Source organism: Robertmurraya sp. (assembly GCF_036676585.1).
GTDB lineage: Bacteria > Bacillota > Bacilli > Bacillales > Cytobacillaceae > Robertmurraya_A.
The window spans coordinates 36,734-58,549 of record NZ_JAKFCQ010000189.1; the positions used below are offsets into that span (position 1 = coordinate 36,734).

Genomic DNA, 21,816 nt, shown 5'->3' on the forward strand with positions numbered 1-21,816 from the left:
GTTTGTATAGTGACACTAGTATACATGTGAAAAATGAGAATTTACTGAGAGATAGTGGTGTTGAAAAGAATACGAGCTGTTGTACCGTATCCTTCCCTACTTTCTACTTGAAGCTTTATATTCATTGCCTCTGCTAACTCTTTGGCTAGGGAAAGGCCCAATCCAAAGCCGCCCGTCTTTCTCTCCCTTGCTTTGTCTACCCGGTAAAAACGATCGAATATCTTTTCTAAATCAGGAGCAGGAATCCCAATTCCAAAATCCTGTATTTCCAATAAAGCAAGATTCTCTTTAGTATATAACCGTAATTCTATGATTTCATCACTGTATTTCCGCGCATTATCCATGAAAATATAGATAAGCTGTTTGAGCCTTTGGTAATCAGCTTCGACAACGGGAAGTCCTTCAATATTGATATGTATTTGTCGATGGTACGCATGTTGAAAGGAGTGAGCAATTTCTTGAACCAACGATGATAGTTTTATTTTCTCTTTGTTCACTTGCCATTGCTCGTCATGCTTGGCTAATAAAAGAAGATTATTGGTTAAATCCCTCATCCGTTCTGTTTCAGAAAGAATGGCATGAACGGATTCATCGAACACTTCCGGCCTCTCCTTCCCCCTTCTACGCAATAAAGTGGCATAAGATTCAATCACCGTTAAAGGTGTTTTAAGTTCGTGAGAAGCATTGCTAATGAACTCTCCTTGTTTTTGATAATTCACCTCTAATAATTCGATCATTTTATTAAATGCATCTCCCATTTGGTAAAGTTCATCATTTGTTTTCTTCGGTAATGGAAGTCTTTTAAAATGACCACTATTTTGTATTTCCTTCATGGTGTGAATCATGGATGTTATCGGTCTAGTGATGACATTTCCTAATAGCCTCGACGAAATCACGGCAGGAATGGTTGCTAAAAAAGTGACAGCAATGAGAAGAAGTTTTAATATGTGAAGCATTTCATCGGTGGAGTGTAAACTTACCATTACCTGTAGATCAACAATTTCACCATCCAACCAAACGATCGGGAGTGATACAAAGGCAAAGGAACTTCCGTTGTTGTTAATAATTTTCTTCTCTTCTTTGCCGTAGTAGGTTACGGGTAAATTTCGTAATTCCGATAGTTGTGCTGAATCGGCTGCTGACCCTGCCCCTGGGCTTCCATCTGGTTTTACAATTTGTAGAAGTCCATCTACGGGTACATACGCTCGGAGAAGCTCTTGGACGGGAACAGACGCATCCGACTGGTGAATACCGGTAGTTGCCTGTTTCGCCTCTTCATATACTCTGTCTATTTCACGGTTCTTCGCCATTGCGCTAAAAGAGAGATAAATCGTTAATACAATAATGATTAACAGAACAATGAACATGACTGCTGTAGATAAATTGATTTTATTTTTAAGTTTCATTCTGTTTCCCTAAGAACATAACCAACGCCACGAATCGTATGAATTAAATTCGTAGAATAAGGCTTATCGATTTTATTTCTTAAATAGCGTATGTAAACATCAACAACGTTGGTGTCACCGTAATAATCATAACCCCACACACCGTTTAAAAGCTGTTCTCGGCTTAGCACCTGGCGTGGGTGTTTGATGAGGTGTGAAAGTAACGTAAATTCTCTTGGAGTCAATTCGATCCGATCTTCCCCTCTCATCACTTCGTGTGTCGTCTCGCTTAGTTTTAAATCAGAGAAAATAAGCCAGTTGGATTCAGACCCCTTATCGAGAATCGGCTGTTTATTGCGCAGACACACACGAATTCTTGCTAGCAGTTCTTCAATTTGAAAAGGTTTTGTCATATAGTCGTTTGCCCCAAGATCAAGTCCAGACACCTTATCCTCAACAGAATCCTTTGCGGTTAACATGATAACCGATACGGTTGTCTGTGCGGATCGAATCCTCCGTAAAAGTTCAATACCACTAATACCAGGAAGCATCACATCTAATAGAATGACGTCCCAAGTTTCTGATTGAAACAACTGATAACCTTCTAAACCATTTAAAGCTGTTTTCACTTCATATCCTTCATAAGATAGTTCAAGCTCAAGAACACGGGCAATCTTTTCTTCATCCTCAATAATTAACACCTTTGGCTTATCCATTAAAACCTCCAAAAGATGGAATTTACCGTCATTTTATCATAAATGGAGGATGTTTACTTAATTTGTGTATCGGAGTAAAGATTTAAGGGGAAAAGTGCATAAGATAAACCCTCCAAAATCAAATGGAGGGCTAAGACGTCTGGAAATTCATTAGGAAGACTATTAATCTCTCAATGTTCGAATTTCTTCTCCCCATTGTTTGGCGAGCTCTGCCAGCTCTGAAACAAGGTCTTGTTTTCCTTCTTGATATCGATGATGTTCATTGGGGTATTTGGTGGCTAGGTCTAGCTTTTTTTGTTTGTATCTGGCAGCTTGATCAGGGTGTTGTAGTAAAAACTTCTTAAAGTCTAGGTGAAAATTAATTTGTTTATCTCCTTCTTGAAAAACATGGACATGATGGGTACGATGGTCACCACCCTTTTGAAAGAATCGTCTTCCAGGTATCCCGTTTTCTCCTTTTGCTTCATAGCCAAGTTCGAGCATGGAAGGGTTTAAATGGTCAACACTTGATATGTCATGTACGACCATCAATATGTCGATAATAGGCTTGGCGTAACCAATTGTTTTAATGGAGGTACTTCCTATGTGATGAATGTCGATCACATTATCTTGAAAGATGTTATTAAGAACCTCAGCTTCTTTTTCAAAAACTCTAGCCCACTCTTCCGACCATGGTACGATATTTGTTTTACGCATAAAATGATTCCGTCCTTTTTTACGAGCTTGCAGTCATGATCCCTACAATTGAAACGATTGGGATGGCAGAAAGCAATGCTGCTCCGATAAAGAATAATGTATTTACCATTCCTACTGATTCTTGATTCATCTTTGGAGCTCCCATCATATCCCTTCTGATACGAAGAAGAGAAACAAATGCAACAACAAGGATTCCAATAATGACTACGAGTGGAACAACAACATTTGTCTCAACTACCTGACCAATTAATGTAAATGCATAAACAATGATTAAAATAGGGATCGCTTCAGCCATTGCTACTTGAATAAAAAACTTCGTTTGCGCTGCTTGCATCGTATTCAGGTCTAGTTGTTCTCCTTTTTCCACTTTTTCTTGGACCTGATGCATCATTTTGTTAAAGGCAAAAGAAATGCCCACTACCGCTATTGCGGATGCAAGAACAAATAACCATGAAGCACTCATCCTCATCTCTCCTCTATGTCGAAATAAAAGGGTGCAATGAACTCGTGCACCCTTTACCATTTTATAACTTTTCAAGCTCATACTCAATTTGATTAACTCTTTTTGCGTTTCCTTCTGCCATATTATGTAGTCGTGTTTTAAGCTCATGGTCTTCATGAATCGCTTCTGCGGTAATGGCATATGTGCGTAAAAGCTGATTTTCAAGTTCAAGTGTTTCTTCTAAAGTTTGCTTTAGTGTTTTTCGAGTCATGGAATCTTCTCCATGGTCATGGTCGTGCTTCACACAACATCCCTCCTCATTATAAACTGATATTAGTATGGACATCCCTCGATTGCTTATACAGGTTTCACCATAGGAAGCACACGGATAGAATCTTGCTAGCACTATGATAGCATCACGTAGCACGTCTCTATTCTTGAATTGTTCTTTACTTTCATCAAAAAAACGTTTATATTATCATTATCGATATTGATAATATATTTTAGTAAGGAGTAGCTTTTATGAGTGAATCAAAAGCAGATGTGATCCTACACCCTGTTCGCATGAGAATTATCCAGTCGCTTGTTAGCGAGCCCTTAACTGTTCAACAAATGAAGGAACGTATGCCAGACATTCCTCAAGCGACCCTTTATCGTCATTTAAAAAAACTATTTGAATCAAAAGTTGTGTTTGTAGTAGATGAGCAACAAATACGGGGAACGGTAGAAAAATGGTACGCTCTTCAACCAAAGGAAGTTAACTTGGGGACAGACGATCTAGCTAACTATAGTAAAGAACAATACATGGCCCTTTTCATGAAGTATATCGCTAATATCATGGCTGAATATGAAAGGTACGTATCACAGGAGAAGGTGGACTTTGTAAAGGACGGAGTTTCATTACGGCAGGCCCCCCTTTATTTATCTGACGAAGAGTTCACTTCCCTTCTACAAGAGCTCGGGAAAGTGTATTCAAAGGTCCTGACGAATAAGCAAGCACCAAATAGAAAGAAACGAACATTTGCCAATATCATCATACCAGAACCAAATGAATAGGGAGAGATGTTCATGAGAGAAACAGAGGTTGTTATTCAAAGCAAAGTTAATTTAAGTGGTAGCCTTACCCTTCCTGACCGTGATCAGGAAAAGTCTCCAGCCATATTGATTATTCCTGGAACTGGAAAGCTGAATCGTGATGGAAAAGTAAATAAAAAGCTAGATCTTAAATTATACAAACAGCTCGCACAGTTTTTTACAGAGCTTGGATTTATTACTTTACGTTACGATAAACGCGGAGTTGGTAAAAGCGAAGGTGATTATTACCGAACAGGTCTTTGGGATCTTGTGGACGATTCGCAAGCAGCCGTCCAGTTTTTAAAAATGCAGGATGGTGTTGATGCAGACCAAGTCATCGTTGTTGGTCATAGTGAGGGTTCTATGATTGGCACAGCACTTGCAGCCAGAGAACCAATGGCAGGTTTAATTTTACTTGCAGGTGCTGTGGAGCGATTAGAAGAGGCATTGAAAAGACAAAGAGACATTGCGGCTGTTGATATGAGGAGTGCCAAAGGGTTTATTGGGTTCGTTTTGCGCTTATTTAAAATAGATAAAAAAGTGGAACCACAGGCTCAGGCTTTCATGCAAAAAGTGTTAGGATCAAAAGAGGACACTATGAAGGTTCAATTTCAGACCATTAATGCAAAATGGATGCGTGAACATTTTGCCTACAATGTACGGGAGGATCTAGCGAAGGTTTCTTGTCCCGTCCTAGCGATTACGGGCGCTAGAGATATTCAAGCAAACCCTGCGGTTTTAGAGGATTTAGCTAGCTTTGTAAAAGGTGATTCTGAATATTATATCGTGGAGAATATGGGTCATTCACTGAAGTTTCAAGCTCAGACCTCTCATATGCTAACCGTTAAGAAAGATATAATCGCTGAGTCTACCCTACCCCTCCATCCGGAATTAGAGAAGCTATTACGAAATTGGGTAGAGAAACAATTTTTAGATGCGAAAAATCTAAGCCACTTTATCTCATAAATATAAGAAACGACCATCCTTTTGTAGGTGGTCGTTTCTTATTTACGTTAATTTTGGTGCTTGTGGTGGAGATTCAAACCATCCATGTTCAATCAATATATTCGCTCCATCTTCGGCATACCTGGCAACATCTGCCAGTAGGCTAGTAAAGGTTCTGAAAATATCACTTCTCATTGAACTTGTTAAAGCCACACCATAGTTGGCGATTCCTTGAGAGTTTAAGAAACTGATAAGAGAAATCATTAGCTTTGTTGAAAAAGGAGCTGTTTTGGAAGATGTGTTACTCACGCTCCATGCACCCGGAGTAGAAATTTCTTCCTTCTGAAATATCTCACTTAACGCGTTCTTATGCTTTGTAGCTATTTCTTTGCCTTTTATCATATAGGATTTGAAAGGCTCGTCATCTGTGACTGAAATAAAACCCTTCATTACCGTGAGTCCTAATTCATTCGTTAAGATATTATAAAATATCATTGAAATTTCTTGTCCTGTCAACGGACGATGCTCCCCAAGCCACTTCGTTAAGTAGCTTTGTTTTTGAACGAATTGAACCTCACTTGGTATCGGGATATATGGTGGTCGAATCCATAATCCTTTTTCGAGTAAAAAACTTCTTGCCTTATCCAATAATTCTAAAGATTCAGTATTGAATCGCTTAAATAAAGTGAATATGTCATCCCGAGCAATGGTATTCAAAGCAATGGATGAATAATTTAAGTTTCCTTTTGAAACAAACCAGTGATAATAAAGGATAAGTGGCTCTGTAAATAGTTTGTCTGCTTGTAAGTTTACATCTTGATCCGTAAAGGCAACAGGAATCGGAAATTCTTCATTATTCATAATCGTGGTTATTTCACCTTGTGCAGTCAGACAACATGCTAAAATTTCCTTATTTAACCCCTTAATCTCTTCATCTTCTACAATTTGGTCAAAATACTTTAGAATGCACATATTCATGGATAGGGACTGGTACATCGACCAAAGATAGCCTAGTTCACTTGCGGTCAAATCCATTTGCATTTTCAACTATGATCGCCCTCTCATTAAAATCTTTATTTCTTATTGTTTGCGAAACAAATTATTTTAATGAGTTTTATATCCTTTTTATGAATATTCTTTTATGATTGCTCTAGACGCATAATATCCGCTTAGTGCAGCAGATAACGTTCCTGGTCCTGGAAAGGCTTGTTCCCCGACGATATACCAATTGGGAAGTTTTGTACGGAAGCTTCTTGGTCTCCATATAGCATTCTTTACGGTTAAAGGAAAACCTCCAACCTTTGATTTTCCGACGAATCTTTTGTACGTAATTGGTGTTCCGGCTTCAGCAAATAAAAGATGCTTTTTGTATGGAAAAACCTTTTCTACTTCTTGCATTAATAGGTCCATCAGAAAGTTCTTTTCTTTCTTATAAGACTCCTTTGACAACTGAATCCATCTTTTATCTTCTGTGTGAACAGAAATGCTCATCAACACTTCAGCCAAGTGATCCTCCCCTCCACTTTGGAATTCATGGAACGTAGCATAAATAGGATTGTGACAATATTTTTCCAACTGAGGATTGTCGGAGACAATTTGGAATGCAAACGGAAGTGCGTTTCCCTGTAATAGATGAGCCACCTCTATCCTTAAAATGGCATCAATTCGAAAAGCACCCCATGAGATATCACTACCTTCATAGGAAGTGTAATCACCAAAAGAGATTCCGGAGTTATTGATGATGGTGGAGAATGATTCGTTGCATTTTTTACTTTCCACTTGCCAAAACTTAGTAGTTTGATCATATTGTACTTTTGTCAAGGGAGAAGAAAGATACACATGACCACCTAATTGGATTATATAGTCCTTCAGTAGTTCGCAAAGTTGGCCAATTCCATTTTCAATGGTGAAACTTCCTTTCCTATAGATGGTTAATGCTACACTGGAAGGCAACAGTGCGGCCTCTGATACTTCAGTTTGAACAGCATCAATCAACTGCGCATCAAGAAACTGTCTTAACGGGAGATAAGTATGCAGATTATATGTTTTTAATAGCTTCTCAACAGTCCATGACGCATACTTGGCAAGCCTTGTTACTGATAAAGGATTTTTTAAGGCAAATGAGGGGAAACTTCCTACATCATACATTCGTTGTATGGGCAAAGAAACTTCACTTTTTGTGACTGATAAAACGTCTTCACCGATCTGTTCAAGCTTTTTCCAAAATAATAGAACGTCCTTTTCTCTTTCTGAGAACCTTATTTGTAATTCTCTTTCCCATCGCATTTTATCTTTGTAAATCGAAACCTTTCGATCTGGTAAAATAACATCCATCGGGTGAAGAAGCTCCATTGTTGGTGGATGAATATTGAGCTCATTCAGTAATTTGTTAAGCACACCATCTTCCTCCAGTCCAAATGCAACGGTAGCTCCAGTTGGAAATCGTCTATCTTTTCTCGTATAAAATCCCGCAGAACCCCCTACGCTTGTTGCTTTTTCAAGTATGGTAACGTCAAATCCATTTTTGGCTAGAAAGGCACCGGCGGTTAACCCACCCATTCCTGCGCCAATAATACAAACTGATGGTTTCATATCATTATTCTCCTCTATGGGATATTGTTGTATTTATTTTCAACGGAATGGGTTTAGATTACAATTTTAAATATGCAACCTTAAAAAAAGGATGTGTATGGTTAGTAGCCACACACATCCTTTATACGATTGATAAGTCCTTCCATCCATATACAAGTTCAATTACTTCTTTCCCAGCTAATGTATCTTGAAGTCGGTCAATTTCTATCGCTCCGAGTGATTGATAAAAATGCTTTGAAGGATTCTCCTCCAATACAAATACCGTCATTGAATCAATTCCATCATTAGTAAATTGTTTAATTAAAGGCTTCACTAATTGGCGTCCAATCCCTTTCCCTTGGTACTCTTGAAGAATGTAAATGGCATATAATTCTCCCTCATACCCTGGGTAGTCTCCTGTTCTTTCTTTCCCACCTGAAGAAAAGCCAACGATCTCCCCTTGATGATTTTCAGCGACATATACATATCCGTTAGGGATTACACCATTCCATAATTCTTCTCGACTTTCATACGTTAGTGATTGTAGGTAATCTTCAGGAAAAATATGCTTATATGTGGTTCGCCAGCTATCAACATGAACTCTGGCGATGCCCTTTGCATCTGTTGGTAAGGCTTTACGAATCATCATTTTGTCCTCTCCCCTAATAAGCTTCTTTATATCCTTATTATACCAAGGAACCTTTCGTTCTCGCTTATGTATTTTTAATGATTAAATAGCAGATAGAACATACTAACACCAGGTGGTGATGAAGATAATGTATGAATTTTCAGAGATTGAACTAAAAGAACACGCTGGTCAGATTATAGTTATTGTACATATGAAATTAGATAAACAAAATTTACTAACTGAGTTTAGTTCGGAAATTGGTGAGGAAAACGTTGAAACTTTGCAAGAATCGGCAAACGTCTTTGTAAAGAAGCAATTCCCTGGATTAAAGTTTGCAAGGGTTCTAGTTGTTTCTGGTGTTATGATTCTTGCTAACTTCCCTTCATTAAGAACTTCCGCTCACGAAATTACTTTTAACATGAGTTATTTGTATTTTGGAAATACGAGCTCTTATATCTCTCAAGTTGATAAAACACAAGGAAACTTAAGTCAAGTGTCCCCAAGCTATTTTGATTTAAATGCGGACGGATCGCTCAAAATAACTTCTCAATTTGATGCGGCTTTTGTTACTCAAATGCACGCCCGCGGCATAAAAGTCGTTCCCTTTTTAAGTAATCATTGGGACCGAACCTTAGGGCGGCAGGCGCTTAACAACCGTGAAAAATTATCTTCTCAAATCGCCGAGTTTATTGTGAAAAATAATCTTGATGGAGTTCAGGTGGATATTGAAAATGTGACAGATATCGATCGTGAAGCCTACACAGACTTGGTACGCTTGTTGCGTGAAAAACTTCCTGCAAACAAGGAGATTTCGGTAGCGGTTGCCGCTAACCCGAACGGATGGACAAAAGGTTGGCACGGTTCTTATGACTACAAAGAGCTTGCGAAATATGCCAGTTATTTAATGATTATGGCGTATGATGAAAGCTATGCCGGTGGCCCTCAAGGACCTGTCGCAAGTTACGGCTGGGTGGAACGCTCCATTCAATTTTCTTTGAATCAAGGAGTTGCTGCCGACAAAATCGTACTAGGTATTCCGTTCTATGGCCGATACTGGAAAGAAGGTGAAGCGACAGGTGGAGCGGGTATTTCAAATAACCGTGTTGACGAAATGCTCGCCAAATATGGCGGTACGGTAACCTATGATGAGAAAGCACAATCACCTAAAGCAACGATTACGATTAAACCAGGAGACCCAAGTATGACCATTGCTGGTAATACTCTTACTGCTGGTACGTATCATATTTGGTATGAAAATCATGAGTCGATTAAAGCAAAATTACAGTTGATCCATAAATATAATCTTAAGGGTTCGGGAAGCTGGAGCTTAGGACAAGAAAGCTCATCCATTTGGCAATCGTATCGCACATGGTTAGCACATGATGGACAGGTGGAAGTTTCTCCCGTAAGTGAAACTCAGCCAAAAGAGCAAACAGGCAGTTCGGCTCCTTCTTCTGCCGTTACACATATTGTTCAATCTGGGGACACGCTCTGGAAAATTGCAACTACTTACAAAATGACCATTGACGAGCTGAAAGCATGGAATCAATTAACAGCAGATGCCATTTTTATAGGACAAGCATTGAAAGTAAAAAGCTTGCAATCCGAACCTACCACTCAACAACCAATAACAAGTGAACCAGCTGCAAATACACCTGGTGCAGTCTCTGCTCCAGTGCCAACAACACCGGCACCGGCACCTGCTCCAGCACCAAAACCAGCCGTAACGCCCCCAAGAGCACCGGCACCTGTCGTAGCAGCACCAATAAAGAAATATCCAACCCTTCGTGTGGGATCAAGTGGATCAGCCGTTACGGATATGCAAAATAAACTAAAGAAAGCGGGAATTTATAAAGGAAGTGTGCATGGTAAATACGATACAAGTACGCGAAATGCGGTCATTGCCTTTCAGAAAAAATACAAGCTAAAAGCGGACGGTATCGCAGGACCTGCTACTTTGTCAAAGCTTGATGCCGTTATTGCCCCAACCAAAGTTGCTACCGTTCCAAAACCTGCTGCAGTCCCTGTTAAAAAGTACCCAACCTTGCGTTCTGGTTCCAAAGGTTCGGCTGTAACGGATATGCAAAACAAGTTAAAGAAAAATGGTGTATACAGAGGGAATGCCCATGGCACGTACGATGCAGCAACAAGAAATGCGGTCATTGCGTTTCAAAAGAAATATAAATTAAAAGCTGATGGTATTGCAGGGCCAGCTACTCTCAGTAAATTAGATGCAGTAAATAAATAGGAGGATGAAGATATGAAAAAAACGATGCATGTGTTTCTGGTAGTCTTGCTCGCTTTTGTGGTAAATAGCCAAAGTATTTATGCAAAGGAAATGGAGAGTATTCCGTTACTTGGTGTAGGAGCTGTGGTTCAAGAGAGTCAAAACGGAGAATTTCTCGTTAAAACAGAAGGTTTGAAGGCTGGGGAAGGTTTTGTTTCAACACCTAAAGATTTTGAATCAAAAAACATCTTGTTTCAAATGGAGGCCAAAGGGTCAGATCCTGTCATTTTAAAAATCGAAGAAACAGATGCTAGAGGAAAATTTTTAAAAGAAAAGGAACTGGAAGTCCCATTAACAAGAAACTGGAGCCCAAAACAACTAGACTTTATGCTTGAAAGTGAAACATCACAAATAGATGTATTTGTATTAACAAAAGAGAAAAAGAAAACGGAATTTTCGGTAAGAAATGTGACTGTGACTGGACAGTGATGGAATCTAATTCTATTGAAGGGGCCTGTTCTAATAACCAGGCCCCCTCCTTTTATCCTACAAACTGATAGTACAGCTTTTTTGCTTCTGCAATATCCTTTGTTCCATGAATAAGTACACGTCCATCTGTAAAGAAAACAAGTCGGTGTTCTCCCTTAATCAGTGACAGTAAATAATGGTTTTTACTCACTTGGCCATAAGGTTTTAATCGATCAGCTAGTGTTTCAAGATTTAACGTTGTGTTGGCCGCTGGTCGAATTTGTACGGTATTTCTTCCGCATAGCACCGCTGTTTTTGTTGAGTTGGTTTTATCTAAATACGGATAGCTTGGAGTCTTTCCACAAGACGGACAATCATCTTTTTTTATTTTTTCTACTGAAATCGATGACGATGAATTCAGCCACAAATCAAACGAATAAAGGGAACCTCTAAGTGCTGCTAAATTTCCGGTAAGAAGTTTAAGTGCTTCTGTTACTTGGTGTGCAACAACGATTTGAACTGCGGGTGAAATGATACCTGCTGTGTCACAGGTCATCCCACCTAGAGGAATACTATCTAACAAGCATTGCAAGCATGGTGTTTTTCCAGGGATAATGGTAAGAGATAACCCATAGCTCCCCACACATGCTCCATAAATCCATGGAATGTTCGCTTTTTGTGACATATCATTGATGAGCAGTCGTGTGTCAAAATTATCGGTTGCATCTAAAATAAGATCAACTCCTGCGATTAACTGCTCCATCTCTTCAATGCTTACATCCATAACATGTGAAGCCACTTCAACATCAGAATTGATATTCTGCAGCCGTTTTTTTGCTGCCACAGCCTTTGGGATCCGATCACGAGCGTCGGCTTCGCTATATAGCTGTTGGCGTTGAAGATTGCTCCATTCGACGTAATCGCGATCGACAATGGTCAGCTTTCCTATCCCTGCTCTTGTGAGAGATTCAGCAAGTGCTGTTCCTAATGCGCCTGCGCCGATAATTAATGCGTGTGATTGCTGTATTTGTTTTTGACCTTCTTTCCCTATTGGTGAAAAAAGCTCCTGTCTCGAGTAGCGGTCGTTCAAAGAATCAACCTCCCCCAACAAAATGTACGAGTTCAATGTGATCACCATGTTCAAGTATGGTAGAGTCATAGCTATCTTTTGCAACGATGCCTTTGTTTCGTTCAACAATGACAACCATTGGATTCAGCTCGTAAGATTCAATTAGTGTCATGATTGTATTTGTTCCAGTTCCTAACAATGTTTCTTTTCCATTAACGTAAATAGTCAACTTCCAATCACCTCAAGTTCCTTATGATAATTGATGGCAGCTCTTACTGGATCATCCGCTCTAAAAATACCCGATAATACAGCCACTCCACTAGCACCTGCCGTAAGTACGTCCTTTACATTCGAAGGGGTCATCCCGCCGATTGCAATGACAGGAATAGCTACATAGGCAGTGATTTCTTGTAAAGCATACAAACCACGAGGACGGAGTCCAGGCTTAGAAGTACTTTCGTACACATGACCAAATAGTAAGAAATCGGCACCCCTTTGTTCTTTTTCCAATGCTTCACTAAGCGAATGTACGGAGCATCCGACTCGTAACATCGGATAATGCTTTTTTACCATTAATACATCTTCGCCTCTATGGGAAAGCTGAATCCCACCTACTCCTCCAGCTAACGCTATACTTGACGATCCATTTAGTATCACTTTTGAAAGGGGGATATCAGCTTCTTTCATGCCTTGAATGAAGTGAAGAATTTCTTCTGATGACCGATGATTCTCTCGTAAATGAATCCAATCCACATACGAGTGAATGTTTCGGGCAATTTTGATCATATCTGCTTTTTCTTGCTGTCCTGTTGAAATGACATGCAATTCTTTTTTCATCATACGCTCCTTATTTCATCGTATATCCACCGTCAACGGTGATGGTTTGACCGGTAACAAATCGTGCCCAATTGCTAGCTAAATAAAGTGCCGTTCCAGTAATATCTTCAGGTCGGGCAATTCTCCCTAGGGGTGTCTCAGCAAGAATGACTGATTTCACTTCTTCCTTTGTTCGTTTACTTGCTTCTGTAGGGTATACTAGCCCTGGAGCAATACAATTAACGGTAATACCAAACCTTCCTATATCAGCTGCTAAGTTTTGCGAATAGGTCATGACTGCTCCCTTGGCTGTGTTATAGTCATGGTAAGGTACTATCGGGCGATACAATAAATTGGTTGTCATATTAATGATTCGACCGAAGTTCATATCTTTCATATGCGGTATCGCATATTTACTCAGGAGATAGGTCCCCTTTAAAGAACCATCGATTTGTTTTTGATAATCATCCCACTCTACTTCCCATGCCCATTTTCTCTCTGTAGGATCAAAGAGGTATCCATGGAGGGCATTATTAACTACAATGTCGATCCGATCAAACTCTTCAATTACCAAGCTAATCAATCTTTTTACATCGTTTTCATTCGTAACATCCGCTTGAATCGCTAGACAGTCCACTCCATATTCTTTTTGTAATTTTTCCGCAAGTATTTCTGCCTTTTCTGCATTTTTTAAATAATTGATAACTACATGACACCCTTCGGAGGCGAAGCTTTCAGCAAATGCAGCTCCAATGCCTCGGCTTGAGCCCGTGATAATACATACCCTTCCTGCTAATGAGAGATTCACATCAACACCCCTTACTTCAGCTGCTCAACAAGTTCATTCGTTGTAAGGTCTTCAATATGGACCGTTTTTTGTAATAATCCCATTTCTACGTAAGACGCTTCAACCTCTTTTAAAACAGTAAAGTCGAACATACCGAGACCTTTGTTGTTCTTACTTGTTTGGTTTCTAATCGCAATAATCTCTTTGTTTCGTGTGACATCGGTACCGTCCACTGCATGCTTCGTTGCAATATCAGCGGCCTCATCCGGGTTCTCCATCGTATACTCTATGCTATCTTTATAGACCTGAAGAAAGCGGATAAGCAGATCTTTCTTTTCGTTAAATACCTTTTCAGTAACAACAAACACATCAGAGGGAGTATTTAGGACATCCTTCACTTCAATGATATTAACCTCACCTAATCCCTTTTGCTTGGCGTCATACAAACCGGTATCTGTAGCAGCGGTAGCAGCCACTTGCCCTTCCATTAAAGGGGCGAAATTAAGAACACCGGTTGCCGTTACCGTAATTTCCTCTTCCTTCACCCCTGCGTCATGCAATAGCACTTGTAAATTTTGATACGTACCACTTGCTAGGCTATAAACACCGACGTTTTTTCCTTTTAAATCTTCTATCGATTGGATATTGCTTTCCTTTAAGGAAACCAAGTTAAATACGTTTTCAGGATAAATATTATAAATGATCTTCAATTTTTCACCTTTTTCGGCTGCTAACAGAACAGCTTCTAGGTTTGCGAAAGCAATATCAGCATTTCCAGCCAGGATATTCTTAACCGCATCTCCTCCACCAGCTCCCGGTATGTATTCAAATGTGAGATTTTCTTCTTCAAAAAACCCTTTTTCTTCAGCCACGTATAAGTTGCTTTGTTCGACAATTGGCTTGCTCCATGAGGCCATCCGAATCGTTTCCCTTTGTTTTTCTGTTTCCGTAGGTTGGCTACTTTCCTTTGAACAGCCTGCTACTATGACTGTTAAAACTAGTAAAATAGGTAGAAGTAATTTAGTGATTTTCACGAGATTTTCCTCCGATAAGTTGTATATTTTCTTAAAAATAGATGTTCGATCGTATATATCGAAGCGTACAAAAGAATCCCAATAGCAGTTAAAAGGATAAAGGCTGAAAATAATAATGGCGTATCCATCATTCCTTGTGCCACGATAATTAACGCTCCCAATCCCTTATTCGCACCGATAAACTCACTAACAACCGCTCCAACCACACTAAGGACAAGTGCCACCCTCATACCTGAAAGTAAGTAAGGAATGGCGGTCGGCAGCTGCAGTCTCCATAAGGTTTGCCATTTGCTAGCTTTAAATAGCTGAAAAAGGGCTAAACGGTCCTTGTCGACTACTAATAAACCCGTTATCGTACTCTCAAATAAAGGAAAGAAACTGATTAATGCCACAATCAAAATCTTTGGCGTATATCCGTACCCAAACCATAGAATGAGAAGTGGAGCTAGAGCGACCTTTGGCATCGCTTGTGTTGCAATAATATAAGGCTTCAGAATAAGTCGAAGGGTGTTCGACTGTGCAACCAAAAGGCCCAGTCCGATTCCAACAAGAGCACCCACAAAAAATCCACTAATAATTTCAACTAGGGTTGTGAAAATATGTGGCGTAAAATACCCACTCAGTAACAGGGTGAAAAGATTTTCTGCAATCGTTGTTGGTGTGGGTAAAATTAACGGTGATATTTTCTTTACTTTAACAATCATCTCCCACAAAATAAGCAGGGATATAAATAGTAGAGTCGAATATAGATAGATTTTCTTCATGATTGAAGCCTCTCATTCATATCTTGCTGAAAGTTGAAAAAAGACGGATCAAATAAAATAGACTTCTGTCGTGGTCGAGTAAACGGTACCTGGTACTCTTGAAGAATTCCTCCAGGTTCCCCACCTAAAAGAATGATTCGGTCAGATAGGAAAAATGCTTCCTGGAGATCATGAGTGACAAATAATACGGTTGGTTTGTACGTTTCGATTAATTCATTAAGTTGAACATGCAATTGATCTCTTGTAAAAGAATCTAGTGCAGAAAATGGTTCGTCCATCAAAAGAAATCGTGGCTTATCAAGTAAAGCACGTACGATTGCCACTCTTGACTGCATTCCTCCCGAGCACTCATATGGAAATTTATGAATCGCATCTGTAAGACCGACACGATCTAGCATTTCCTTTGCCTTATTCATATCCTTTTCTGTTAATTTTCTCTTTAACTGAAGTGGAAGTAAGACATTCTCCAAGATTGTCTTCCATTCTAGCAAAATGGGTTTTTGAAAAACGTATGAAAGCTCATCAACCGGTTCTTTCACCTCATGCCCACCTATAGTAATCATTCCAGTGGTAGGCTTTTGCATTCCTGCAATCATTTGGAGCAGACTCGTTTTTCCGCAGCCACTTTTTCCAACGATGCTGATAAATTCCCCTTCCTTAATATCAAGGGAAAATTGCCGGATGGTATCTCTTTGATCTTTGTCATAAGTAAGACCGATCTCTTTTAATTGTATATATGGTGCCTGCATTTCCCTTCTCTCCTTATATTCGGTTCGGATCATACGCATCCATTTCGATTTCTACGCTAGCCTCCACGTCGACCCAACGAACCAAATCGGCTAAATGAGGTCTGCCATCATGATGCCAACCAGGTTCTGGTTCTCCCATTTTGCCTAAAAAGGTAAGTCGATTGACTCCACATTGGCCGAGCACTTCTATGATGGAACGAAAGTTGTTTGGAGTGCAGGCGACCCCAACGGTCTGTAATAATCCTCGTACTTCATGTAGATAGGAAGGTACATCCTCAACGGACTGAACGGGAATCACATACACAAAGCGGTTTAGTGGCGATATCGGAAACGAAGTCGCTTTCTTATCGTAAACAACCGTCCAGGAAGTACTATTCTCGCTTTCGAAAAGGGCTATTTCTTTCGTTTGAAAAGCTTGAAATTGAAAGGTTGAGCGAGCCTGAATGATCGCTTGATTTTCCTGTTCGCTTAATCTAGCCCTTGGCATTTTCAGTTCATAATTATTCATTTCTTGCGCTAGCAAACTAGCAAATTCATGTACTGAAACATTCCCCTTTTCCTCGACAAAAAAGACATGAGGAGAAAGACAGGCTTGTTGATCAAATTGAGAAGCATCCTTCGCGGCCTTCCTAGCAGTTTCGTTTACGAGAACGCGCTGTAAGCCGTCTTTTGCAATAAAACCAGCACTCAATTTATGACCGTGTGCATGTAGGTTAACGTGAGGTGGAACTTTTTTCCTAATAGAATCAATGGACTTCTCGCTTCCGTATGCGATCACTGCTTCTGACGAAGAGAATGCTATACGCTCTAATTCTTCTTCTCCACCTTTCCACCAAATGATGCTGATGGATTCCGCCAAGTTTTTATCAATCTCTCTTAATGTTTCAACAAACAGTGAGGGAAACAAAGGCTCGGAGGAAGACAGCTTCCCAAGTGTACTAGACTTAACTAATAGACCACTCACTAAACTCCATAACGGCAAGGCAGGAACATTTCCGGAAAACACATGCGTAATGAGCTCGGGTCCATAGGCTCTTGTTAAGCCTCCTGATAACCGTGGACGAAAGTCGTCAAGGACAAGAGGATTGGGGAAATCCACCTCGACCATTCTTTGCAGTTTTTCTTTACGAAAGGATCGTAAATACGAATGTAAAAACACACGTATCATTTCCGAGTCATATCCCGTTACAATTGGAAGAAGCTCTTCCGCTAGTTTTCGATAGTGATAGTTCGGGTCAAGCCAGAGTTGAATGGCCTGATCAAGGATGTCAATAATGTCACTCGTTTTTCGAGCTTGTAGTTTTATTTGCTGCTGTCTTAGATGTAAAACGACTTGTTTTAGTTCCTCACTCGTAAGTTTTGGTACAAGAAGTGTTAGAGAATCAAACGTTCGTTCTTCATAAAATGGTGCGATTATGCTTGGGACAAAACCAATTTTTAGTTCCATTTGCTAACTCCGTTACGAAACTGCTCTACAGCGAGGGAACAGCCCTTTGCTTCTGCCCCCTCGCTTCTTCCTAACAAGTAAAATCCATCATTTTCTGTAATCCCCAAGTCCTCCGTCATAACCCCAAGGACCGAATGGAAGTTGGCTAGATCATAATGAACGAGAATTCCCCGCTCACCATCTTGTACACACAAACCATTTTCCGGATTGATGACAACTGTTCTTACCCAATGAGGGGCTTTTTGTCGACCAGATTCGTTTTGATCGTAAAACTGAGAGCTTAGCTCAGTCATTCCATACATGTTCACGCAATCCTCAACGGGTAAGTTAAACGCTTCTGCTACCATTTGTTTAAATTGATCTGAACTCATTTCGATGGATCGACCCTTAGAACCACCTGTATCCATTAAACGGCTCCCTTTTGGTAATTGAAATTGAAGGTTTTTGTCTTTCGTGTACTCAACAAAATGGATAAAGGAAAACGTAGCCCCCAACAAATATACAGGGGTGTTCGTGCGTTCAGATTCTTCAATGAACGAGACAAGCTTTTCGAAATCATACGTCCCATTGCTGGCGATATATACACTCTCCTCTGTTCCGTAGTCGCGAATGGCTGTATACAAATACTGTGCCAGAGAGGAATTGGGTATTTCCGTTGGATGAGGAAATAGTATAGCCATTTTCACACGGCAATTGTCTTTCATGATATTTTCTTCAAAATGAGTTTTCATCGAGGAAGTCCACACCTCTAAATCACGGTGGAAATTTCTCCCTTGCTTTCCACTTGTCGTTCCGCTTGTTTGAAAATACGTCTCCGCCTCTTCAATCGGTGTACAAGCAATGTCCGCCTCCTTAAAAGCACCTACTGGTACAGGAGGAATTTGCTGATACGATTCAACCATCGATGGGTGAACCTTTCTTGATCGACAAAATTTCCGGTAAATACGATTATTTTCGTACTGGTAGGCGAAGACCTGTAAAGCTAATGAATCAAATGAATCTTTTTCTTCATCTTCAATAAAAGTGAGAATTCTTTGCTTGATATCTTCATAGTGCATGATGTGGCTCTCCTTATGATGAATGTGTCAGTATTTCCCAATCTTTTACGACAGGTTGGTAGCCAAGTTCTCTTAGTGATTCCTTTACCTCAGCCACACTTCTTTTGTCCGATATTTCAAATTGACTATGTGTGTGTTCTTTATTAGCGTATCCCCCAACAACGGTTGATGAGGCAGCAGACATTTTAGTCACTCCCAATGGAAGTAAGTGACGTCTTAGTTCCGCACTTTCTCTCGTTGACAGAGTCATGCCTGCACGTGGTAAAAATAAACGGGACGCGAGCATTGCTTGAACCAAATTTTTATCTGTTACATCGACCTTTGGTTGAAAGCCACCAAGGTTTGGCCGAATTCGAGGAAATGATAGAGCAATATCCGTTTCAAGATAATTTTTTTGTAAGTACTGAGCATGAAGTCCAGTGAAAAAGACTTCCTTTCTCCACTCATCCATTCCTAGTAGTGCTCCTATATTGACGGATCTCATGCCAGCTTTGGCACCTCTTTCTGGTGCATCTAGTCGATAGCGATAATTGCGTTTCGGTCCCTTTAAGTGATGCTCTTTATAGATTTCTTCGTTGTACACCTCTTGATAAACGGTTAATCCATCAATGCCACGAGCAACTAGCGTTCGGTACTCTTCCGTGTCTAATGGCTGTATCTCAATGGATAAAGAAGAAAAATACTTTTTCATCACATCAATCGTTTCACACAAATAATCGACTGAGGAATGTAGGCGAGATTCTCCCGTTAGCAGGATAATATGGCGTAAGCCCATTTTGACAAGCGCCTTCGATTCTTCTTCAATTTCAGACAATGTCAGTTTTCTACGTGGAAAGTCGTTATCAATACTAAAGCTGCAGTACGTACATTTGTTCACACAATAATCGGTTAAATATAGTGGTGCGTATAATTGAATTGTACGGCCAAAATGCTGTACGGTACGGTTATGAGCGATTTGTGCCATTTCTTCTAAACAATGTTCAGCTGCTGGAGATAAAAGAATTAAGAAGTCTTCTGTATGAAGTCTCTCTTTTTGTAAAACCTTTTTTACGTCTTGAGTGGTGATGGTGGAAAAAAAGTGGTCAAATGGATAATTTTTCACTTTAACATATTCATCATAAAATGACATTTCACTCACCTACCCTAAAAATCCTGTTAATGGAGATGACGCTTGTGCTGTCGTTGTCGTCGGTCCTACTCCACTTAGGTAGGCTTTCCTTCCAGCCTTGACTGCTAGATCAAAGGCAATGGCCATTTCAATGGGATCCTTAGCTGTAGCAATGGCTGTATTTACCAGTACAGCGGCTGCCCCCATTTCCATCGCTTCGGCTGCTTCAGATGGCTTTCCGATTCCTGCATCAACAATGATTGGAAGCTCCATTTCTTCTATTAAAATTTGGATCAGTTCCTTCGTCCGAATTCCACGATTTGAACCGATCGGAGATCCAAGTGGCATGATGGCTGCTGCTCCAGCATTTTGCATCGCTTTTGCTGCCATTAAGTCAGGACTCATATAAGGTAGAACGACAAACCCTTCATTTGCTAGGATGTCAGTTGCCTTAGCCGTTTCGTAATTGTCAGGAAGCAAGTACTTTTGGTCGGAAATGACTTCGATTTTAATCCAATTGCCCATACCGGCTGCTCTTGCAAGTCGGGCAATTCGAACCGCTTCGTCTGCGGTTCTCGCTCCCGACGTATTCGGAAGCAAAATCATATTTTGCGGAATGTCTTCTAGAATGTTCTCTTCTCCAGTAGCATTCAGGTCGACTCTTCTTAAAGCGACAGTAACAACTTGTGAACCGGATTGGGTTAGTGCTTCTTTCATAAGTTTGTGATTATAAAATTTGCCTGTTCCTGTTAGTAGTCGGTTATGTAGCTGCGTGTTTCCAATCGTTAATAAGTCGGTCATTGTAGTTCCTCCTATTGGTTTGTTTTGGATAAATAAAAAAGACTTCCCAATCTTGGCAAGTCTTCACATTCTTACATAGAGCTTTTCCTCGTATTACAGCTCATGCAAAATGATTGCTTCCCTACGTTGGTTCTAACCAAATCAGGTTCAAGGGTTGGAAAGATTCCTCTCAGCCTTTAGGCACCCCTAGCTAATTTCATATTTTATTTCATTCCGATTTTTGCTTTGTTTCGTTTGTAAGCCCAATGATTGGTTGGACCGTGACCGGATCCAATGTGTAGATCCTCCTCGATGGCTGCCTGAATAAAGTCTTTTGCCACTTGTACCGCTTGAACAATCGATCTTCCTTTTGCAAGTTGTGCGGTTATCGCAGCGGAAAAGGTACAGCCTGTGCCATGAGTATTTTTTGTAGAAATCCGACTCGAAGTAAAGGTGTGAAATTGCTGTCCATCAAATAAAAGATCAATCATTTCTTCACTTCCTTGATCATGGCCGCCCTTAATCATGACTGATTCAGCACCCATGACATGAAGCAATTTTGCTGCTTGCTTTCGGTCATCCATCGTCTCAATTTTTATTCCTGTAAGCACCTCTGCTTCTGGAATATTTGGTGTAACGATAGTCGCGAGTGGCAGTAATTTTTCTTTTAATGCTTTTACTGCTTCGTTTTGTAAAAGTGAAGCTCCACCTTTTGCAATCATCACTGGATCTACGACGATGTGTTTCATCTCATAAAATTCTATAAATCTCGCAACCGCCTCAATGGTGTCACTGTTAAATAACATCCCGGTTTTGATCGCATCTGGACGCAAATCTTCAGCAATCGATTGGAGTTGTTCTTGAATTCCTTCCAAAGGAACTGAATAGACACCTTGTACCCCTGTTGTGTTTTGTGCGGTTACGGCTGTTATCACAGACATTCCGTACACATCTAATTCTTGAAATGTCTTCAGATCGGCCTGTATGCCAGCCCCTCCACCACTATCTGAACCTGCAATGGTTAATGCCTTATTTACCATAGTGAATGACCT

The 21,816-nt window shown here is 40.2% G+C and carries 24 protein-coding genes and 1 riboswitch; of the genes, 4 read left to right on the top strand and 20 right to left on the bottom strand.

The window, feature by feature from the left end; translation table 11 throughout:
• Window positions 1-41: 41 nt before the first annotated feature.
• The 5 genes from ACGLXV_RS23635 to ACGLXV_RS23655 all read right to left on the bottom strand — a co-directional run bounded on the left by ACGLXV_RS23635 (window position 42) and on the right by ACGLXV_RS23655 (window position 3,543).
• A complete protein-coding gene (locus tag ACGLXV_RS23635) occupies window positions 42-1,406 on the bottom strand; it encodes a sensor histidine kinase (RefSeq protein WP_391560546.1) in 1,365 nt (454 codons plus the stop codon).
• On the bottom strand, window positions 1,403-2,101 hold the full coding sequence (locus ACGLXV_RS23640; RefSeq protein WP_391560547.1) for a response regulator transcription factor: 699 nt from the start codon (window positions 2,099-2,101) through the stop codon (window positions 1,403-1,405). Before ACGLXV_RS23640 ends, ACGLXV_RS23635 begins: the two co-directional genes overlap by 4 nt.
• A gap of 162 nt (window positions 2,102-2,263) precedes the next feature.
• Entirely contained in the window at window positions 2,264-2,797 is a 534-nt protein-coding gene (locus tag ACGLXV_RS23645; RefSeq protein WP_391560548.1) for a GrpB family protein, read from the bottom strand.
• 19 nt (window positions 2,798-2,816) lie between these two features.
• Window positions 2,817-3,260 (bottom strand): hypothetical protein, encoded by a 444-nt coding sequence (locus ACGLXV_RS23650; protein WP_391560549.1) that lies wholly within the window; start codon window positions 3,258-3,260, stop codon window positions 2,817-2,819.
• 61 nt (window positions 3,261-3,321) lie between these two features.
• Window positions 3,322-3,543: a hypothetical protein gene (locus ACGLXV_RS23655; RefSeq protein ID WP_240390565.1), complete on the bottom strand. Its 222-nt coding sequence runs from the start codon at window positions 3,541-3,543 to the stop codon at window positions 3,322-3,324.
• Between the two features lie 218 nt (window positions 3,544-3,761).
• Here ACGLXV_RS23655 and ACGLXV_RS23660 point away from each other — a divergent pair, with 218 nt between their 5' ends.
• Complete coding sequence (locus ACGLXV_RS23660) at window positions 3,762-4,295, top strand: helix-turn-helix domain-containing protein (RefSeq protein ID WP_119708421.1); 534 nt, start codon at window positions 3,762-3,764, stop codon at window positions 4,293-4,295.
• Window positions 4,296-4,307: 12 nt separating this feature from the next.
• On the top strand, window positions 4,308-5,279 hold the full coding sequence (locus tag ACGLXV_RS23665; RefSeq protein WP_391560550.1) for an alpha/beta hydrolase: 972 nt from the start codon (window positions 4,308-4,310) through the stop codon (window positions 5,277-5,279).
• 42 nt (window positions 5,280-5,321) lie between these two features.
• On the opposite strand, the gene ACGLXV_RS23670 is transcribed toward ACGLXV_RS23665, so the two are convergent.
• The 3 genes from ACGLXV_RS23670 to ACGLXV_RS23680 all read right to left on the bottom strand — a co-directional run bounded on the left by ACGLXV_RS23670 (window position 5,322) and on the right by ACGLXV_RS23680 (window position 8,478).
• Entirely contained in the window at window positions 5,322-6,299 is a 978-nt protein-coding gene (locus tag ACGLXV_RS23670; protein WP_391560597.1) for a DUF3231 family protein, read from the bottom strand.
• 84 nt (window positions 6,300-6,383) lie between these two features.
• Window positions 6,384-7,850, bottom strand: a complete 1,467-nt coding sequence (locus ACGLXV_RS23675) for a phytoene desaturase family protein (RefSeq protein WP_391560551.1) — start codon at window positions 7,848-7,850, stop codon at window positions 6,384-6,386.
• 121 nt (window positions 7,851-7,971) lie between these two features.
• Window positions 7,972-8,478, bottom strand: a complete 507-nt coding sequence (locus ACGLXV_RS23680; protein WP_391560552.1) for a GNAT family N-acetyltransferase — start codon at window positions 8,476-8,478, stop codon at window positions 7,972-7,974.
• A gap of 127 nt (window positions 8,479-8,605) precedes the next feature.
• Here ACGLXV_RS23680 and ACGLXV_RS23685 point away from each other — a divergent pair, with 127 nt between their 5' ends.
• Together ACGLXV_RS23685 and ACGLXV_RS23690 are read left to right on the top strand one after the other, a co-directional pair.
• Window positions 8,606-10,705, top strand: a complete 2,100-nt coding sequence (locus ACGLXV_RS23685) for a peptidoglycan-binding protein (RefSeq protein WP_391560553.1) — start codon at window positions 8,606-8,608, stop codon at window positions 10,703-10,705.
• A gap of 12 nt (window positions 10,706-10,717) precedes the next feature.
• Window positions 10,718-11,173, top strand: a complete 456-nt coding sequence (locus tag ACGLXV_RS23690) for a hypothetical protein (protein WP_391560554.1) — start codon at window positions 10,718-10,720, stop codon at window positions 11,171-11,173.
• A gap of 52 nt (window positions 11,174-11,225) precedes the next feature.
• Here ACGLXV_RS23690 and ACGLXV_RS23695 read toward each other — a convergent pair whose 3' ends face one another.
• The 12 genes from ACGLXV_RS23695 to thiD form a co-directional block, all read right to left on the bottom strand.
• The gene (locus ACGLXV_RS23695) at window positions 11,226-12,242 is read right to left on the bottom strand and encodes a thiazole biosynthesis adenylyltransferase ThiF (RefSeq protein WP_391560555.1); all 1,017 of its coding nucleotides are present in this window, start codon (window positions 12,240-12,242) and stop codon (window positions 11,226-11,228) included.
• Between the two features lie 4 nt (window positions 12,243-12,246).
• On the bottom strand, window positions 12,247-12,450 hold the full coding sequence (thiS, locus tag ACGLXV_RS23700; protein ID WP_391560556.1) for a sulfur carrier protein ThiS: 204 nt from the start codon (window positions 12,448-12,450) through the stop codon (window positions 12,247-12,249).
• Window positions 12,447-13,061, bottom strand: a complete 615-nt coding sequence (locus ACGLXV_RS23705) for a thiamine phosphate synthase (RefSeq protein ID WP_391560557.1) — start codon at window positions 13,059-13,061, stop codon at window positions 12,447-12,449. The genes thiS and ACGLXV_RS23705 overlap by 4 nt, the downstream gene beginning before the upstream one ends.
• A gap of 7 nt (window positions 13,062-13,068) precedes the next feature.
• The gene (locus tag ACGLXV_RS23710; protein WP_391560558.1) at window positions 13,069-13,845 is read right to left on the bottom strand and encodes an SDR family oxidoreductase; all 777 of its coding nucleotides are present in this window, start codon (window positions 13,843-13,845) and stop codon (window positions 13,069-13,071) included.
• 11 nt (window positions 13,846-13,856) lie between these two features.
• On the bottom strand, window positions 13,857-14,858 hold the full coding sequence (locus tag ACGLXV_RS23715) for an ABC transporter substrate-binding protein (RefSeq protein ID WP_391560559.1): 1,002 nt from the start codon (window positions 14,856-14,858) through the stop codon (window positions 13,857-13,859).
• Window positions 14,855-15,622 carry an ABC transporter permease gene (locus tag ACGLXV_RS23720; RefSeq protein ID WP_119708411.1) on the bottom strand — a complete coding sequence of 256 codons (768 nt, stop codon included), beginning with the start codon at window positions 15,620-15,622 and terminating at the stop codon, window positions 14,855-14,857. The genes ACGLXV_RS23715 and ACGLXV_RS23720 overlap by 4 nt, the downstream gene beginning before the upstream one ends.
• Window positions 15,619-16,371 carry an ABC transporter ATP-binding protein gene (locus ACGLXV_RS23725; RefSeq protein WP_391560560.1) on the bottom strand — a complete coding sequence of 251 codons (753 nt, stop codon included), beginning with the start codon at window positions 16,369-16,371 and terminating at the stop codon, window positions 15,619-15,621. Before ACGLXV_RS23725 ends, ACGLXV_RS23720 begins: the two co-directional genes overlap by 4 nt.
• Before the next feature lie 13 nt (window positions 16,372-16,384).
• Complete coding sequence (locus tag ACGLXV_RS23730; protein WP_391560561.1) at window positions 16,385-17,818, bottom strand: acyl-CoA reductase; 1,434 nt, start codon at window positions 17,816-17,818, stop codon at window positions 16,385-16,387.
• Window positions 17,809-18,876, bottom strand: coding sequence for a LuxE/PaaK family acyltransferase (locus ACGLXV_RS23735; protein WP_391560562.1), 1,068 nt, complete (start codon window positions 18,874-18,876; stop codon window positions 17,809-17,811). The genes ACGLXV_RS23730 and ACGLXV_RS23735 overlap by 10 nt, the downstream gene beginning before the upstream one ends.
• A gap of 13 nt (window positions 18,877-18,889) precedes the next feature.
• Window positions 18,890-20,005, bottom strand: coding sequence for a 2-iminoacetate synthase ThiH (gene thiH / locus ACGLXV_RS23740; protein ID WP_391560563.1), 1,116 nt, complete (start codon window positions 20,003-20,005; stop codon window positions 18,890-18,892).
• 9 nt (window positions 20,006-20,014) lie between these two features.
• The gene (locus ACGLXV_RS23745) at window positions 20,015-20,785 is read right to left on the bottom strand and encodes a thiazole synthase (RefSeq protein WP_391560564.1); all 771 of its coding nucleotides are present in this window, start codon (window positions 20,783-20,785) and stop codon (window positions 20,015-20,017) included.
• Window positions 20,786-20,886: 101 nt separating this feature from the next.
• Window positions 20,887-20,983, bottom strand: a riboswitch (TPP riboswitch).
• A 5-nt stretch (window positions 20,984-20,988) separates the two neighbouring features.
• On the bottom strand, window positions 20,989-21,804 hold the full coding sequence (gene thiD, locus ACGLXV_RS23750; RefSeq protein WP_391560565.1) for a bifunctional hydroxymethylpyrimidine kinase/phosphomethylpyrimidine kinase: 816 nt from the start codon (window positions 21,802-21,804) through the stop codon (window positions 20,989-20,991).
• Window positions 21,805-21,816 lie beyond the last annotated feature (12 nt).

Bases quoted from the DNA above. Each gene is read 5' to 3' on its own strand.
- ACGLXV_RS23665 (WP_391560550.1), top strand. From the start codon at position 4,308: ATGAGAGAAACAGAGGTTGTTATTCAAAGCAAAGTTAATTTAAGTGGT.
- ACGLXV_RS23675 (WP_391560551.1), bottom strand. From the start codon at position 7,850: ATGAAACCATCAGTTTGTATTATTGGCGCAGGAATGGGTGGGTTAACC.
- ACGLXV_RS23705 (WP_391560557.1), bottom strand. From the start codon at position 13,061: ATGATGAAAAAAGAATTGCATGTCATTTCAACAGGACAGCAAGAAAAA.
- ACGLXV_RS23645 (WP_391560548.1), bottom strand. From the start codon at position 2,797: ATGCGTAAAACAAATATCGTACCATGGTCGGAAGAGTGGGCTAGAGTT.
- ACGLXV_RS23745 (WP_391560564.1), bottom strand. From the start codon at position 20,785: ATGACCGACTTATTAACGATTGGAAACACGCAGCTACATAACCGACTA.
- ACGLXV_RS23730 (WP_391560561.1), bottom strand. From the start codon at position 17,818: ATGGAACTAAAAATTGGTTTTGTCCCAAGCATAATCGCACCATTTTAT.
- ACGLXV_RS23680 (WP_391560552.1), bottom strand. From the start codon at position 8,478: ATGATGATTCGTAAAGCCTTACCAACAGATGCAAAGGGCATCGCCAGA.
- thiD (WP_391560565.1), bottom strand. From the start codon at position 21,804: ATGGTAAATAAGGCATTAACCATTGCAGGTTCAGATAGTGGTGGAGGG.
- ACGLXV_RS23640 (WP_391560547.1), bottom strand. From the start codon at position 2,101: ATGGATAAGCCAAAGGTGTTAATTATTGAGGATGAAGAAAAGATTGCC.
- ACGLXV_RS23725 (WP_391560560.1), bottom strand. From the start codon at position 16,371: ATGCAGGCACCATATATACAATTAAAAGAGATCGGTCTTACTTATGAC.
- ACGLXV_RS23660 (WP_119708421.1), top strand. From the start codon at position 3,762: ATGAGTGAATCAAAAGCAGATGTGATCCTACACCCTGTTCGCATGAGA.
- ACGLXV_RS23720 (WP_119708411.1), bottom strand. From the start codon at position 15,622: ATGAAGAAAATCTATCTATATTCGACTCTACTATTTATATCCCTGCTT.
- ACGLXV_RS23670 (WP_391560597.1), bottom strand. From the start codon at position 6,299: ATGCAAATGGATTTGACCGCAAGTGAACTAGGCTATCTTTGGTCGATG.
- thiH (WP_391560563.1), bottom strand. From the start codon at position 20,005: ATGTCATTTTATGATGAATATGTTAAAGTGAAAAATTATCCATTTGAC.
- ACGLXV_RS23685 (WP_391560553.1), top strand. From the start codon at position 8,606: ATGTATGAATTTTCAGAGATTGAACTAAAAGAACACGCTGGTCAGATT.
- ACGLXV_RS23690 (WP_391560554.1), top strand. From the start codon at position 10,718: ATGAAAAAAACGATGCATGTGTTTCTGGTAGTCTTGCTCGCTTTTGTG.
- ACGLXV_RS23650 (WP_391560549.1), bottom strand. From the start codon at position 3,260: ATGAGTGCTTCATGGTTATTTGTTCTTGCATCCGCAATAGCGGTAGTG.
- ACGLXV_RS23735 (WP_391560562.1), bottom strand. From the start codon at position 18,876: ATGCACTATGAAGATATCAAGCAAAGAATTCTCACTTTTATTGAAGAT.
- ACGLXV_RS23635 (WP_391560546.1), bottom strand. From the start codon at position 1,406: ATGAAACTTAAAAATAAAATCAATTTATCTACAGCAGTCATGTTCATT.